11 protein-coding genes are annotated in these 16,259 nt (G+C 62.8%); 2 read left to right on the forward strand and 9 right to left on the reverse strand.

Features of this window, described 5'->3' with window-relative positions:
- Positions 1–69 precede the first annotated feature (69 nt).
- Entirely contained in the window at positions 70–771 is a 702-nt protein-coding gene (locus BM438_RS36530; protein WP_093644801.1) for a copper homeostasis protein CutC, read from the reverse strand.
- A 77-nt stretch (positions 772–848) separates the two neighbouring features.
- On the reverse strand, positions 849–2,117 hold the full coding sequence (locus BM438_RS36535) for a sensor domain-containing phosphodiesterase (protein WP_093644803.1): 1,269 nt from the start codon (positions 2,115–2,117) through the stop codon (positions 849–851).
- 383 nt (positions 2,118–2,500) lie between these two features.
- Between BM438_RS36535 and BM438_RS36540 the strand changes: the two genes are divergently transcribed.
- Entirely contained in the window at positions 2,501–4,156 is a 1,656-nt protein-coding gene (locus BM438_RS36540; RefSeq protein WP_093644805.1) for a Na+/H+ antiporter, read from the forward strand.
- Between the two features lie 92 nt (positions 4,157–4,248).
- Here the strand turns inward: BM438_RS36540 and BM438_RS36545 are convergent, their stop codons facing one another.
- The 6 genes from BM438_RS36545 to BM438_RS36570 all read right to left on the reverse strand — a co-directional run bounded on the left by BM438_RS36545 (position 4,249) and on the right by BM438_RS36570 (position 11,774).
- Entirely contained in the window at positions 4,249–5,556 is a 1,308-nt protein-coding gene (locus BM438_RS36545) for a solute carrier family 23 protein (RefSeq protein WP_054037841.1), read from the reverse strand.
- Between the two features lie 127 nt (positions 5,557–5,683).
- Entirely contained in the window at positions 5,684–7,249 is a 1,566-nt protein-coding gene (locus BM438_RS36550) for a methyl-accepting chemotaxis protein (protein ID WP_093644807.1), read from the reverse strand.
- 465 nt (positions 7,250–7,714) lie between these two features.
- A complete protein-coding gene (locus BM438_RS36555; RefSeq protein ID WP_093644809.1) occupies positions 7,715–9,226 on the reverse strand; it encodes a sensor domain-containing diguanylate cyclase in 1,512 nt (503 codons plus the stop codon).
- Between the two features lie 207 nt (positions 9,227–9,433).
- Positions 9,434–10,135 carry an NAD(P)H-binding protein gene (locus BM438_RS36560; protein WP_093644811.1) on the reverse strand — a complete coding sequence of 234 codons (702 nt, stop codon included), beginning with the start codon at positions 10,133–10,135 and terminating at the stop codon, positions 9,434–9,436.
- 134 nt (positions 10,136–10,269) lie between these two features.
- Positions 10,270–11,145: an SDR family NAD(P)-dependent oxidoreductase gene (locus tag BM438_RS36565; protein WP_093644813.1), complete on the reverse strand. Its 876-nt coding sequence runs from the start codon at positions 11,143–11,145 to the stop codon at positions 10,270–10,272.
- Positions 11,146–11,201: 56 nt separating this feature from the next.
- Positions 11,202–11,774, reverse strand: a complete 573-nt coding sequence (locus BM438_RS36570) for a TetR/AcrR family transcriptional regulator (RefSeq protein ID WP_093644815.1) — start codon at positions 11,772–11,774, stop codon at positions 11,202–11,204.
- Between the two features lie 516 nt (positions 11,775–12,290).
- On the opposite strand from BM438_RS36570, the gene BM438_RS36575 reads away from it, so the two are divergent.
- Positions 12,291–13,964, forward strand: coding sequence for a methyl-accepting chemotaxis protein (locus BM438_RS36575; protein WP_244179537.1), 1,674 nt, complete (start codon positions 12,291–12,293; stop codon positions 13,962–13,964).
- Positions 13,965–14,048: 84 nt separating this feature from the next.
- On the opposite strand, the gene BM438_RS36580 is transcribed toward BM438_RS36575, so the two are convergent.
- Positions 14,049–16,259 carry a xanthine dehydrogenase family protein molybdopterin-binding subunit gene (locus tag BM438_RS36580; protein WP_093644819.1) on the reverse strand — a complete coding sequence of 737 codons (2,211 nt, stop codon included), beginning with the start codon at positions 16,257–16,259 and terminating at the stop codon, positions 14,049–14,051.

Here is a 16,259-nt window from a genome sequence, read left to right on the forward strand (position 1 = left end):
GTGGATGAAAAATGCCGCTTCGGGTTGAACCTCGAAGCGGCATTTTTTTGCCTGGTGGTTTAGCTGCGTTCAGCTACGCGTAGCGTCGAGCAGCGTTCTAACCTGCGCGACTTTCGCCGCATCGACGGGAGCAAGACCATTGCCGCCAACGCGCACCCCCGAACCGAAGTGAACCGCTTGAACTTGCGTCGCACTCACGAAGCCAGCTACTGCATCGATGGTCAAACCCGCGCCTGCCAGCACCGTGCAGTGCGAGCCCGACGCTTGTCGTACCAGATCACGCACGATCGACTCCGCCTGCAGCACAGAAGGTTTTCCGCCCGAGGTCAGCACATTTGTCACGGCGTCGAAACCGAGCAGCACGTCGAGCGCTTTCTGCAGATCCCGCGTCTCGTCGAACGCACGATGGAAGGTGATCGCCAAGCCATCCGCCGCATCGATCGCACGCGCGAGGCCTTCGCGGTCGATCTCGCCATCCGCCTTCAGCATGCCGATCACCACGCCGTTCGCGCCCGCCGCTTTGACTGCGCGCACGTCGCGCAGCATCACGGCGTAGTCGTCGGCGTCGTACACGAACGAGCGGCTATGCGGTCGCACGATCACGTTCACGGGCACGACGCTCGCGGCAACCACTGCTTCGATCAAGCCAAGGCTCGGCGTCAAACCGCCCTCGCCCATCGCGGTGACGAGTTCGAGACGGTTCGCACCGGCCTGCGCGGCAAGCCTGGCGTCGGCAACGGTCGTGGCGATGACTTCGAGTAGGACTGACATGAGCGCGGCCGTAGGTCGTTAAAAACGACATGATCTCAGAACCGCCGCGCGCCCTGCCAATCGAAGCATCCGAATCGCTATTCTTCGACCCAATCGATATCGCCGCACAGCACGCACGTCTGATCACCGACGCGCGTCGCCACCGACAGCGTCACGCACGGCAACGCCTCGTTGATCGACAGATACGGACGCGTCACATGCACGCGCTCCGGCGCATTGATCGCCGCACGGAAATACGGACGACGCAGCCAGTTCGCCCCTTGCGCGTCGGCAAGCGGCAAAAAGCGCGTCTCATGCGCCGCGCGATCGGCACGCAACACGACGTTGCGGCCCGCCTGCTTGCCCTTCGCATCGAGCAGGAAACAGCGCGCGGCATGGTCGAGTGCGAGGAAATTCCAGCACACTTCCTCGAGCGGTTCGCCGGCGGCGAGCCGTTCCGCGGCACGCTCGAACGCCCGCAGATACGGTGTGAGACGGCTCGCATTGCGGCGCTCGCGCGCTTCGGCCTGATCGCGATAACGGTCGGTGACTTCGCTGATGCAAGTCGCGGCGTGCGCCGCGTCGGCTGCCCCTGGATTCGGTCGGCCGAAGAAAAACCCCTGCACGAAGTCCGCATCGCAAGCGAGCGCCATCTGCGCTTCATGCTCCGTCTCGACACCTTCGATCAGCACGAGCTTGCCCGCTTCGTGCAGCAGCGCCACCAGCCCCGGCAGAATCGTCGCCATGTCAGCGCGATGCGCTGCGTGCGACAGCATGATGCGGTCGAGCTTCACGATGTCGGGATTCAATTGCCAGATCCGTTCGACGTTGGAATGGCCCGCGCCGAAGTCGTCGAGTGCAATCAGGAAACCACGCTCGCGGAACTGACGCACCGCGTCGGCAAGACGTTCGAGATCTTCCGCGCGTTGTTCGAGCACCTCGAGCACGATTCGCCGTGGCGAAAGATCGAGCCGCTTGAGATTGGCCAGCAAGGCAGCGGCGAGATACGGATCGGTGAGCGCACCGGGATGGACATTCAGAAACAGCCATTCGCGCTCTGCGCCGAGTACCTTGAAGTTCTCCAGATGCAGGGTCTGGGCGAGCCGGTCGACTTGCAGCACGTCGCCCAGACGCGCCGCCTCGCCGAAGACGTCGAGCGGCGACACGGGCCGGTCGAGCGCATCGTGCGCGCGCAGCAGCCCCTCGTAGCCCACTGCCCGCATATGCGACAGGCTGAAAATGGGTTGAAACACGCTAGTCAACGTCAGCTCGCCATGCTGCACCGAAAAACGTTCGAGCCCCGACGTCACCTCGACGTCGAAGCCGTGCGGCGCGCTGGCCGTCCTTTCCTGTTGCGCAATCGTCATGCAATCCTCTCACGCGAGAGCCGGGCCGGTCCGAACGCGGAAGCGAACAACCTCGGCACCGTTTCTCAAAATGTGCGTCATCGATATTCCTTAAGCAAGCTCCATGCGCACGCTGGCGCACATTCGAATGAAATTTGCATGAAAGATTGCACCGATGAACGAGCCGATGCGCCGCGCGTGGGCGCAGAACGCACCGTTAAGGTGCATTGCCTTACCTGGACGCTTGCCGACCGCTCTCGCGGGACCTTGCGGGGTTAACAATGACGTGACGCTGCAGCGGGCTAAACTTCTGCCTTGTGCCTCACGCGCGCCTCGTGATCGATATGCGGCCGCATCGTCGACGATCGCAGAGGACGGACCGCTATATCTCCAGAAATAGACCGATGGATATTGTCTTTACCGTACTGATTCTTTTGCTCGCCGTCGCCGCGTCCGGCATCGTGACCCGGATGATGCGGGTCGCGTTGCCGCTGCCGCTGGTCCAGATCGCGATTGGCGCATTGCTCGCATGGCCGAAGCTAGGGCTGCACGTCACCTTCGATCCGGAAATTTTCATGATGCTGTTCATTCCGCCGTTGCTGTTCGCGGATGGATGGCGAATTCCGAAGCGCGAATTGTTCATGGCGCGCCGCTCCATCCTGATGCTCGCGCTCGGCCTGGTTTTCATGACGGTGCTGGCGGTCGGCTACTTCATCCACGCGCTGGTGCCGTCGATCTCGCTGCCGGTCGCGTTCGCGCTTGCCGCGGTGCTATCGCCAACCGATGCGGTGGCGCTGAGCGGTATCGCCGGCAAGGGCAAAATTCCCGGTCGGCTGATGCATATCCTCGAAGGTGAGGCGTTGATGAACGACGCGTCGGGCCTTGTCGCGCTGAAGTTCGCGATTGCCGCGGCGCTGACGGGAGTGTTTTCGCTGCGCGACGCGTCGATCAGCTTCGTGATCATCGCGGTGGGCGGTCTCGCGACGGGCGCAGCGGTGAGCTGGCTGTTCAGCTTTGTGTCCGCGCATTTTCTGAGTCTTAACGAAGAAGGTGATCCGGCGCCCGGCGTAGTAATGACGCTGCTGATTCCGTTCGCCGCGTATCTGATCGCCGAGCGCTTCGAGTTCTCGGGCATTCTGGCCGCGGTCTCGGCCGGGATGATGATGAACTACGCGAACATTGCGAACGCCGGCCCGGTGTCGTCGCGCGTGCGTGGGAACAGCACGTGGACGATGATCGAATTCGTCTTCAACGGCATGGTGTTCATTCTGTTGGGGCTGCAGTTTCCGCACATTCTCGGCCGCGCGCTGCTCGACGCGCACGAGACCAGCGATGTGGAGGTGTGGCGCTTGATCGGCTACATCGCTGCGGTGGCGGCGGCGCTCTCCGCAATGCGCTTCGTGTGGGTGTGGTTGCTGCGCTGGTTCGCGAGCCGTGGCGCTGCGAAGCACGGCATGGCGAGTGCCGTGCCGGGGTTGCGCACGGTCACGGTGACGACGGTGGCCGGCGTGCGTGGCGCGGTGACGCTGGCGGGCGTGTTGTCGTTGCCCGAGATGTTGCCGAACGGTACGCCGTTGCCGGGGCGAGACCTGGCGATCTTCATTGCCTCGGGCGTGATTCTGCTATCGCTGCTGGTGGCAGTCGTGGCGTTGCCGCTGTTGTTGAGCGGCTGGCGGCGGGGTAAGGATCCGCATGCCGCGGAGGAGGCGATGGCGCGCACGATGGCGGCGCAAGCCGCGATTCGCGCGGTTGACGAAGTGCACGACAGAGACTGCGCGGATCTGGATGAGTCGGCCTCGGCATACGCCGCGGATGTCACCGCGCGAGTCATGGACATTTATCGACGACGGCTCGCCACGTTAGAGGACGAACAGGAGCCACGTGAAATGGCGCGCCGCGCCGATGCGCTGGAATTCCGGATGAAGTTAGCGGCGATGCGAGCCGAGCGGAAGGTGCTGCTTGCGCTGCGTAATAGTCAGGCAATCAATGACGAGACTTTGAACAAGCTCATGCGCGAAGTGGATCTGTCGGAGACGGCGCTGACCGTGCGGAAGCGATAGAGGTAGCGGTCAGCGTTACAACGTGGCGATGGCCTTTTTCTTGATCGCTTGAACTCTCAATCGCAAAAGAAAAAGACCGTCGCCCAGGCCAATCAGGCCACCGGCCCCTGCGCCGGCTTCCTTCTCAAAAGCGCGTACAAAATGATCGCGCCAAAGGTCGCGGTACCGATCCCGCCGAGTCCAAAACCACCGAGCTTCAACGAAAAATCACCGGCGCCCAGGACAAGCGTCACCGCCGCCACGATCAGATTCCGGTTGTCGGAGAAATCGACTTTATTCACGACCCAGATGCGCGCGCCAGTCACCGCGATCAGACCGAACACAACGATCGATACGCCGCCCAGCACCGGCCCCGGAATGGTCTGAATCACCGCGCCGAACTTTGGCGAAAAGCCCAAAACCAGCGCAATCACCGCGGCAATCACAAACACCAGCGTCGAATAGATTTTGGTCACGGCCATCACGCCGATGTTCTCTGCGTACGTCGTCACCCCGGTGCCGCCAGCGAAGCCAGACAGAATCGTTGCGAGTCCGTCGCCGATAAATGCACGGCCGACATAACGGTCGAGGTTCTGACCGGTCATCGCGCTCACCGCCTTGATGTGCCCAAGATTCTCAGCAACAAGAATCACCGCGATCGGCGCAAGCAGGGTCATCGCCTGCATGTTGAAAACCGGCGCCGTGAACTGCGGCATACCGAACCACGCAGCGTTCGCCACAATCGCAAAGTCGATCGGCTTACCCATGCCGAGACCATTCGTCACGATCGCGTAAATCACGTATGCCATCAGCAAGCCGACCAGAATCAGCAAACGCTGCAGCATGCCGCGCGCAAACACCGCGACCGCGCCGACGCATAGCACCGTCACCAGCGCCATCCACGAGTCGAAGTTGCTGCCGCTCACGCCATGCACTGCGATCGGCGCGAGATTCAAGCCGATCACGCAGACGATCGCGCCTGTCACCACCGGCGGCATCAGCGTTTCAATCCATCGTGTGCCGACCGCCGACACGATCAGGCCAATGATCGCGTACACCACCCCGCACGCGATGATCCCGCCCAACGCCACCGGAATGTTCATGTTCGGACCGTGGCCGCCATACCCCGTCACCGCGATCACCAGACCGATGAACGCGAAGCTCGAACCGAGATAGCTCGGCACGCGCCCGCCCACGAGCACGAAGAACAACAGCGTGCCAATCCCGGACATGAAGATGCACAGGTTCGGATCGAAGCCCATCAACAACGGCGCAAGCACGGTCGAGCCGAACATCGCGACCACGTGCTGGATACCCATTGCAAACATCTGCGGCCACGCGAGACGCTCGTCGGTGCCGACAATGCGGCCCTCGGCAGCGTTGGGCTGGGCGCGCCAGCGTGGGAAATAGGAATCTGCCATGGCGGGGGTTCTCCTCTGTCGGCGTTTTAGTGGACGACGCAGCGGAACTGCGCCATCTGGGAATTACGCGCGAGTGTACGGAGAGCCACCAGGCCTGGCAAGGGCGGTAAAACGCGTGTGAAGAGTGCTACGCGTGCCGCGCGTCCAGCGAGAACACCGTGACCGCCGCTTGCAGTTGCCTCGCCTGGTCCGCCATCGACGCCGCCGCGGCCGCCGCCTGCTCGACCAGCGCCGCGTTCTGCTGGGTCACGTCGTCCATCTGTGCGACCGCGCGGTTCACCTCTTCGATGCCGGTGCTTTGCTCCTGCGACGCCGACGAAATCTCACCCATGATGTCGGTCACGCGTTTCACCGCATGTGTGACTTCCGCCATCGTCTGACCGGCCCGCTCGGCCAGTTCGGCGCCACTGCCCACACGCGCCGTCGAACTTTCGATCAGCTCCTTGATCTCCTTGGCGGACACCGCGCTGCGCTGCGCGAGCGAGCGCACTTCGCCCGCTACCACCGCAAAGCCACGGCCCTGCTCACCAGCGCGCGCCGCTTCTACGGCGGCGTTCAGCGCGAGAATATTGGTCTGGAACGCGATCCCTTCGATCACCGCAATGATGTCGGTCATGCGCTTCGAGCCAGCCGCCAACTCGCGCATCGTTTCAACCACATCGCCGACGAGGTGGCTACCGCGCGCCGCCACTTCCGACGCACCGTGCGCAACACCACCCGCCTGCTGCGCGTTCTCGGCATTCATCTTCACGGTCGATGTCAATTCCTGCATGCTCGATGCCGTTTCCTGCAGCGCGGCAGCCTGCTCTTCGGTGCGTTGCGACAGATCGGTGTTGCCCTGCGCGATCTCGCCGGAAGCCATCAGGATCGATTCGCTCGACTCGCTGATGCCCGAGACAATGCCGGCCAACCGCTCACGCATGTTGCGTAGCGCGAACAGCATGCTTTGGGTATCGCCCGCACGGGTATCGACGCGCACGCTCAGATCGCCATCGGCGATACGGTTGGCGATGTGCATGGCGTAAGCGGGTTCGCCGCCGAGCTGACGCGCGAGGCGCCGTGCGATCACCGTCGCGAGCAACGTGCCCGCCGCGATCGCGCCTAACACCAGCGCGAGCATCGCGATGCGCATGTGCTGATAGTTGGCGCTCGCCTCCTGCTGGGCTTCGTTGGCTTGCTGACGGCGATAGTCGATCAACGCCGTGATGCGATCGCGCAGCGCCTCGCTCGACGCAATCGCGCGGCGCACGAGTTCGTTGTTGTCGACGCCGGCCGGAATCGGTTCGAGACCGATCTGCTGATGCACGATGCCCTCCCACACCGCCGACTTGCGCAGCACCCCGTCGAACATCTCCTGACCCTTGGCTGTAGCAATGGTCGCGCGATACTGATCGTAGGCGCCGTGCATCTCCTTGAGCGAGGCGACGATGCTGTCCTTCAACTTTTGACGGCCGGCGTCGTCAGCGGCGTAGCCGAGATTCGCGGCGGCAAGATCGGAATCGATCTTGTGGCGGTTCGCCTCTTCCATCCAGTAGAGGCCGTTCATGTGCTGGTCGCAGATGGCGTCGGTAATGGCGTGCATCGACGACAACGTCTTCAGCGAAGTCCCGCCGATCACGACGCAGAACCCGATTACGACGGCAAACGCCAACAGCAGCTTCCTGAATACGGTCATGCGGTCGAACCACTTCATCTCACCATCCTTCATAAGTCCTGAGGGGACGCTCGCGTCGCTGCGGCATGGCAAACCGTTTCGCCATTTTTCAGATACTTGGCGACGCCGCCACCTCTTTTACGGCGTGCGTAGCAGAGACTTGATGCGATAAATGGTGGGCATAACCGGGACAGGATGATGTAAGGAATGCCTGGCACACAGGGGCCAGATCGCTACGTCAACGTGCTTTGCCTGTCGGCGCGATGATTGGGATTTGTCTGATATTTGGGGATGAGCCGCGCTTTTAGACTTTGTTTGTTGCGTTCACCCCCCATGAGCGCACGCGAAGTTGATGTAACTCTCCGACTTACCGCTCACGCTCCCCGGCGTGAGCGGCTTTTTTTTGTCTATACGTTTAGTTGGCCGGTGCACTCGCCGCTGTGTCCGGTGCCAACCGAACTCAGCGCGATCCGCGGGCCGGCACACCTGTGAAATTGTCCTGCCTCACTGCGCCGGCGACGCCACGGCACTCCGTCGATCCGCCCGTGCCGCCACCGGGTAGCAAAGCACCTGGTTGCGGCCGGCGTCCTTGGCCTCGTAGAGCGCCTCGTCCGCCGCAATGGCGAGTGCGCGGCTCGTCGCGAATACCTGGCGGCTGGTGCACGCAATGCCGATGCTGACGGTCAGCACATGGTGCGAGCTCGCGACATGGCGAAGCTCAAGCGCCTGAACCGCGGCGCGAATTTTCTCAGCAATGGTCGCCGCCCCGGCTTCGTCGGTATCCGGCAGAAGCACGGCGAATTCCTCGCCACCGTAGCGCGCAGCGGTATCGCCCGGGCGCCGCACGCTCTGCCCGATGCAGCGCGCCACGGCGATGAGCGCATCGTCGCCGGCCGAGTGGCCGTAGAGATCGTTGAAGCCCTTGAACGTATCGACATCGATCAGCAGCATCGACAGCGGCCAGCCATTACGTTGCGCACGGCGCCATTCCTCTTCCGCGTGTTCCTCGAAGGTGCGGCGATTGTTCAGACCGGTCAGCCCGTCGGTACGTGCGAGCACGCGCAACTCTTCTTCGGCCGCGCGACGCTGCCGCAGTTGCTGCGAGAACAGGAGCGCAAGCGCAATGATCACCACGTCGAGCGCCGCAATCAGCGAGCCGATGAGCCACGCGCGATGCCGCCACTCCACGTAGATATCGCGCGTAGAGAGGGCCACGTCGAGAATCAACGGATACATATCGATATGGCGAAACGCGTACCAGCGCTCGACCCCGTCGATCGCCGCCGTGCCGAAGAAGTCCCCGCTCGGCTGCTGGAGGAAGCGCGAATAGTTCGAGGTGCCAGTCAGACTCCGGCCGATGATTTTCGGATCGTAGGGGCGCCGCATCAGCATCGTGCCGTCGTTCAGCATCAGCGCCATCGAGCCGCCCGAGCCGAGATTCATGCCGGCGAAAAGATGTCTGAAGTAAGTAAGGCGCATCGTGCCGACCACCACGCCGCCGAAGCTGCCGTCCGGCCGCGAGATCCGGCGGCTCAACGCAATGCTCACGTCCTTGCCGGTCAGCTTGGGCATGAACGGCTGGCTAACGTACAGGCCGACATCGGGGGAATCGCGCTGAACCTTGAAATAGTCGCGCTCGGCGAGATTGACGGGACGCGGAGGCGAGGATTGCGAATCGAAGATGATGTTGCCGGCTGTGTCGAGTACGAAAATCGAACCCATGTCTTTCGCGCTGGCGGAGCCGTCGAACAGCACCATCTGGCGGATCTTCGGCGGCAGTTCCAGCACGCCGGGTTGTTTCAGCCCGTCGATTACCGCCCGCAGCGACAGATCGTAGATCTCGAGATTGCGTGACACGTCGCGCTCGACCAGCAGCGAGACGTTGAAGACCGAATCCTGGGCGCGCCGCAGCGCATCGTCGCGCATCTGTGCCAATACCCACACCGCGATCGCAAGGATCGCGCTGGCCAGCACGATACTGATGGCAATCACGATGTTCGGTCGGCGCGTCACCATGAACGTTTCATTCGAGCATGCGCTGACCTACGCGCGTGGAGAAGTTGGCGCGTCAGGAAGGCGCGTCTCGTGAAACGGTAGCCTACCAGACGCCGAGGCGCGTCGAATCAGGGAAAAGACAGGTTTTTGGCGGATTAAACGAATTTTTTCGACTAGGGGACGTCTCGGGCCGCGGCGCAGCGCGCGGACGTCACCCCGTCCGGGCGCTCAGCCCGCGTGCAGATCGAGCGCCGGCTCGGCTGCGGCGCGGCTGAGCGCCCTGATGTCCGCGACCTCGAGCACCGCTTTGGCGGCGCCATGGCGCGCGACCTCCAGCATCGCCTGGCCAATGTCTTCGGTGCTCAGAATGTGATTGGGAAAGAGCGCGCGCAGCGTCGACAGAAGCGGCCTCGCCACCGTATAGAACAAACGGTACGAGCGGGTTTTCGAAACGGCGCCGTTCAGCGGCTCGATCACGCCGGGGCGGAACAGATAGACGGCCTTGAACGGCAGCCGTAGCAGCGCATTCTCCGTCCGGCCCTTGACCCGCGCCCACATGGTGCGGCCGTGTTCAGTGCTATCGGTACCCGCGCCCGACACGTAGACGAAAGTCATTTGCGGATTGAGACGGGCCAGCGTCTGCGCGGCGGCCAGCGTCAGGTCGTAGGTAAGGCGCACATACTCGGCCTCCTGCAGACCTGCCGACGAGACGCCCAGACAGAAAAAGCACGCGTCGAAACCCGTCAGCGAGTCTTCCACCGTCCGGTAGTCCATCAAGTCCGGCTGAATCAGTTCGTTCAGACGCGGATCGAGTTGGCCGGTGCGGGTGCGGCCAACTGTCTGGACTACCTCGACGTCAGGCGCGCGCAGGCATTCGCGCAATACGCCCTGCCCGACCATGCCGGTCGCGCCGAAAATCAGAACCTTCATGATGCGTGCTCCATGATTGCGCCCGGCCAGCGCGCATTGGTCGAACCTTCAGATATGTCCTACAAGCGGGCGGCGACCGCTTTGTCCTGAGTGTGGCGGGCGATCTGGGCGACGCCCGGCGGCCGCATGCGTGCTCAGGCTTTCGCCAGTGCACCCGGAAATTCCGGCAGTGGCGTCGGCGCGGAGAAATCGGTGGCCGCGCTGACCGCTCGCCACGCTTCGGCCGCTGCAGCGCGCGCCTTGTCGCCTTCGCCGGCGAAATGCAATGCGTCACTACCGAGCAGAAGATGCGGCGGCAACGAATCGTGATACGCGAGCTTCAGCACCACTTGCGCAACTTTTGCGGGATCGCCGGCTTCCTTGCCGACGTACTGGGACAGCATATCCGTGATGGCGCCCACCGACGGCACATAGTCCGGCAGCAATTCCGGCGCCTCACCCATCGCGCCCGTGCCCCATTCCGTTTTCATACCGCCCGGCTCGAGCGCAGTGACGTGGACGCCAAACGGCGCGAGTTCCTGGCTGATCACCTCAGTGAAGCCGCCAACCGCCCACTTTGCAGCCTGATACGCGCTCAAGCCGGCGATCCCGACACGGCCGCCCACCGACGAAATCTGGATCACGTGGCCGGATCGCTGTTTCCGAAGTACCGGAAGCGCCGCACGCGTGACGTTAACCACACCATAGAAGTTGGTGTCGATCTGCGCACGGAAATCGTCTTCGGTAGTTTGCTCGAACGGCGCCAGATGACCGAAGCCCGCGTTGTTGACGACCACATCGAGTCGGCCGAAAGCATCGACTGCGGCCTGCACGGCCGCGCGTGCCGCCGCCGGATCCGTGACATCTAGCGCGACCGCGCGAACCTGCTCACCGTAGCGTGTCACCAGATCCGCCAACTGCCGCGGATCGCGCGCCGTAGCCACCACCCGCTCACCGGCACGCAACGCCGTTTCGACGATATCGCGCCCAAGCCCGCGGGCGCTTCCCGTAACCAACCAGACCTTCGACATAATGTGCTCCTTTCGATTAATTGAGCGTGTGCGCGCTCATTAATAAGGTAAAAAAATTAGTTCTGGGCAATCGCGCGCCAGAACGCCTCAAAGCCGGCCTTGCGATAACGGTCGGCGTTAGCCGGTTCGCGAGCGATGAAATCCATGGTGGTTTCGGCCAATGCCGCCATGATTGCCGACAGGAAAGCCGGCGGATGATCACGCAAGGCGCCGCTCGCCACGCTTGCCTGAATCATTGTGTTGATGTCTGCGAAAGACTCCATGCCAGTTGCACGTGTACAGTCGGACAGACGCTCCGACACGGACAGTTGCGCCACGGCCCGGCGTTTTTGCGGCTGCGCCACGCCCCAGTCGACAAACCTGTTCCACACGTGCTGAATGCGCTCGCGCACGCTGGCTTGCTTCGGATAGGTCGTCATCATCACTTCGCGCAGCTCTGCCTTGATGTCCAGGTAGAGCTGGTTCAGCAGCTCGTCCTTATTGTCGAAATACGTGAACAACGTTCCTTCAGCCACGCCCGCGAGTTTTGCGATGCGCGCGGTGGGCGCGCTCAAACCCTGCTCGGCAATGACCTCCGTTGCGGCAGCAAGGATGGCGTTGCGTTTGTCTTCGCTTTTCGGACGGGCCATGCAGGTCGTTTCGACTACAAGTAATTAATGAGTGATTGCTCAATCATATCCATGTGTGGCCGCTAGTTCAAGCCATTTTTTGTTGCCTGATGTTCGCCAGTAGGTTATTTGCCCGGACGCACGTCGGAAAATGAAATGAATATGTAAGTTTCATGCTTTCACCGCGCACCTAAATATATTCAAATCAACCGAAAACGATGCGTTCTTCGCGCATCGTGCGCAAGCTTTGTAGAGGAATACCCGGGATTTCTTAAGTCCGTAAGAATTCGATCCGATAACCAGTAAATGGGATACCCATTTATCGCCTGACGTTCGACGCACCTTCGGACGCGTCCTGCGAAAGGCACGAAGGGTAAACCGCGCGGGGCGGCCACGATGATCGGCTGCCAGATAGACGCTCCCATGCCCGGACCTGAGAGTCCACTGCGAACGCTTCAACGTTTCGTTATTGGAGAATAAAAAATCGTGACCCTCAAAAACCTCACCATCAAAACCAAACTCATCGCCGGTTTCGGCATGCTGTCTGTCGTTGTCGTCGCGGTTTCCGGCCTTTCCCTGAAGGCGCTGAGCGATTCGACCGATGGGTTTTCCAACTTCGTACACGGCATCAACGCACGCGCCGATATGGCGGTGCAGGTTCGAACCGCCGTGGATCGTAGAGCAATCGCGGCGCGCAACCTTGTGCTCGTGACCAAACCCCAGGACCTCGAAGTAGAGAAAGCTGACGTAACGCGTGCACACGAGGACGTGCAAACCGACCTGAAAAAGCTCAACGACATGATCGCCAGTGCGACCGATACGTCGGAGAAAGCACGCAGCCTCGTCGCCGAGATCAACCGGGTCGAGTCGGCTTATGGCCCGGTTGCCCTCAACATCGTCAATCTCGCGCTCACTAACAAGCGGGATGAAGCGATCGCCGAGATGGACGAGCATTGCCGGCCGCTGCTCGCCGCGCTGATTCGTGCGACCAACGCGTACGCTGACTACACGCGCTCACGCCAGGAACAACTGGTCAACGAGTACACGGCGCATTACGAAAGCCAGCGCAATCTGCTGATCGCGATCTGCCTTATCGCGCTGGGGCTCGCCGTCGGCGCATGCGTGGTGATCACGCGTGCCGTGACCGGACCGCTGCGTTTTGCGATCGACGTCGCGCGCACGGTGTCGGCAGGCGATCTGCGAACGCGCATCACGGTCGAGGGGCGCGACGAAACCAGCAAACTGCTGACCGCCCTGCGCGAGATGAATGAACGGCTGACGGTGACCGTTGGACGGGTGCGCGACAGCAGCACCAGCATCGCCGGCGCGGCACGTCAGATCGCAGCGGGCAATATGGACCTGAGCCAGCGTACCGAGCAGCAGGCTGCTTCGTTGCAGGAAACGGCTTCCAGCATGGAAGAACTCACCTCCACGGTTAAGCAGAACGCCGACAACGCGCAGCAAGGCAGCATGCTGGCTGCGAATGCATCGTCGGTGGCGCAGAAGGGTAGCGAGGTCGTCGGTCAGGTGGTGAACACGATGCACGACATCAGCGACAGCTCGACGAAGATCGCGGACATCACGGGCATCATCGAAGGCATTGCGTTCCAGACGAACATCCTCGCGTTGAACGCGGCCGTCGAAGCCGCGCGTGCGGGCGAACAGGGGCGGGGTTTCGCGGTGGTGGCAAGCGAAGTCAGAAGCCTGGCTCAACGTTCATCGAGTGCGGCCAAGGAGATCAAGGATCTGATCGCCACTTCCGTGGACAAGATCCGTGACGGGTCCGCGCTTGCCGGCGAGGCGGGCAAGACGATGACCGAGGTGACTCAGGCAGTCGCACGAGTCACCGACATCATGTCGGAAATCGCGGCGGCATCGACCGAACAAAGCCGTGGCATCGAGCAGGTCAATCTTGCGATTACGCAGATGGACAACGTCACGCAGCAGAATGCGGCTTTGGTGGAAGAGGCGGCAGCGGCTTCGCGGTCGATGGAAGATCAGGGGGAACAACTGACTGACGCCGTGGCGTTTTTTCAGGTGAAGGATTCGGCGGCTGCGGTAGCGGCAGCTCCGGTTCCTGCTCGGCGGGAGGCGCAGCGACGCGAGGTTGCGGTTGCTGCTGCTCCTAAGCGCGTTGCGCGGGCTACGGCCGCTGCGCCGGTTGCTGCGCTTGCTACTGCAGTTGCAGATGACGAGTGGGATAAGTTCTGACTCGGAAAAACGCCGCGCTCCCGCATGACAAGCACGCAGGAGCGCAGTCAATCACGACGCGGCGCGTCGTCTTAGGTCAGCCCGTCAGGCGGTCTTTTCCGAAGCAGCAGGAAACGGCAGCGAGTGAATCCGCCTGCCGGTGGCCGCGAAGATCGCATTCGCGACCGCCGGCCCGACCGGTGCGACACCCGGCTCGCCGACGCCCGTCGGCGCTTCGCCTGACTGCACGATATGCACCTCGACCTTGGGCATCTCCGCGAACCGCAGCACCTGGTAGCCGTCGAAGTTGTTCTGCTCGACCTTGCCGTCCTTTAACGTGATCGCGCTGTGCAACGCCGCGCCGAGACCGAAGCCGATGCCGCCTTCCATCTGTGCGGCGATGACGTCCGGATTGATCGGCGTGCCGCAATCCACCGCACACACGACGCGCTCCACTTTCACGTTACCGTCCTTGTCGACGGAGACTTCTGCGACTTGCGCGACGAACGTCTTGAACGCCTCGGCTACCGCGATGCCGCGCCCGCGGCCTTTCGGCAACGGTTTGGCCGGGTCCCAGCCCGCTTTCTGCGCAGCGAGTTCGAGCACGCCCCGCATACGCGGTTCATGCGCGAGCAGATCGCGGCGGAAGACGAACGGGTCCTTGCGCGCGGCGTGCGCGGCTTCGTCCATGAACGCCTCGACCGCGAATGCCGTATGCGAGCTGCCGACCACCCGCCACCACAACACAGGCACGCCGGTCTGCGTGGTCGTCAGTTCGACCGAGACGTTCGGAATCGCGTAGGCCACGTTAGCGGCGCCCTCGACGGACGTCCCGTCGATCCCGTTCTTGACCATCACGCTGGCGAACGGCGTGCCGGCAAGAATCGACTGACCGACGATGCGATGCCGCCAGCCGACGACCTTGCCGTCGGCGCTCAGGCCCGCGTCGAGCTTGTGGAAGTACATCGGCCGGTAGAGGCCGCCGTGGATGTCGTCCTCGCGGGTCCACTGCAGCTTGACCGGCGTGCCGTTCGCACCCAGCGCCTTCGCGATCGACACGGCCTCGACGATATAGTCCGACTGGGTGTTCGCGCGTCTGCCGAAGCTGCCACCCGCATACAGCGTGTGGATCTTGACCTGCTGCGGATCGAGTCCCGCCGTATGGGCGGCGTTGGCCTGATCGACGGTCTGAAACTGGTCGCCGGCCCAGATTTCGCAACTGTCAGCGGTGAGTTTGACAACCGCGTCGAGCGGTTCCATCGGCGCGTGAGCGAGATACGGGAACGCATAGCTGGCGGAGATTTTCTTCACCGCGCCTGCGAGCGCCTTCGTCGCATCACCGTCTTTTCGGGCGGACATGCCGGGCTGCTCGGCGAGCTGCCGGTATTCAGCCATGATCGCGTCCGAGCTGCGCTTTTCGGCCTTTGAATCGTCCCATTCGACCTTCAACGCATCGCGGCCCTGCTTCGCCGCCCAGAAACCCTTTGCGACCACCGCGACGCCACCCGGCACCTGCACGACCGAGACGACGCCGGGCACTGCTTTCGCGGCCGACGCATCGAACGATTTGACCGTCGCGCCGAAGAGCGGCGGACGCTGCAGCAGCGCGACCAGCATGCCGGGGAACGTCACATCGAGCGTGAACTGCGCGGTGCCGTTGGTTTTCGGCGGCACGTCGACACGCGGCAGCTGATGGCCGATCAAACGAAAATCCTTCGGCGACTTGAGCGTGACCGTATCCGGCACCGGCAAGCGGGCCGCGGCCGACGCGAGCGAACCGTAGGTCGCGGTCCGGTTCGTGGCCGCGTGATGAACGCTGCCGTCGAGCGTCGTCAGCTCGGATGCGGGCACCTGCCACTGCGCAGCGGCGGCGGAGACCAGCATCGCGCGCGCTTTCGCGCCGGCTTCGCGCAATTGCATCCACGAGTTGGCCATCGCCGAACTGCCGCCCGTGCCCTGGATCGTGCCGAACGCGAGATTCGCGTAGCGTTTCGCATCGGCGGGCGCGCTTTCGACACGCACGTCCTGCCAGTTCGCATCCAGCTCTTCCGCGACGATCGTCGCGATGCCGGTGTACGCGCCCTGGCCCATCTCGACGTGCTTCGCGATGACCGTGACGCTGTTGTCCGGCGCGACGCGCAGGAACGCGTTGGGTGCGAACGTCGCGTCGGGCATGGTGGCGGCGAGCGCGCGGCGGCCCGTGCCCGCCCATTCGAAGCCGATGGTGAGACCGACTGCCGCGAAGGCGCCGGCTGCTTTCAGAAAGGTTCGGCGCGACGGGCGTACCGCATCCTTGAGATCGAGATCGGTCGTCAT

The sequence above is a fragment of the Paraburkholderia aspalathi genome (genome assembly GCF_900116445.1).
Lineage (GTDB): Bacteria > Pseudomonadota > Gammaproteobacteria > Burkholderiales > Burkholderiaceae > Paraburkholderia > Paraburkholderia aspalathi.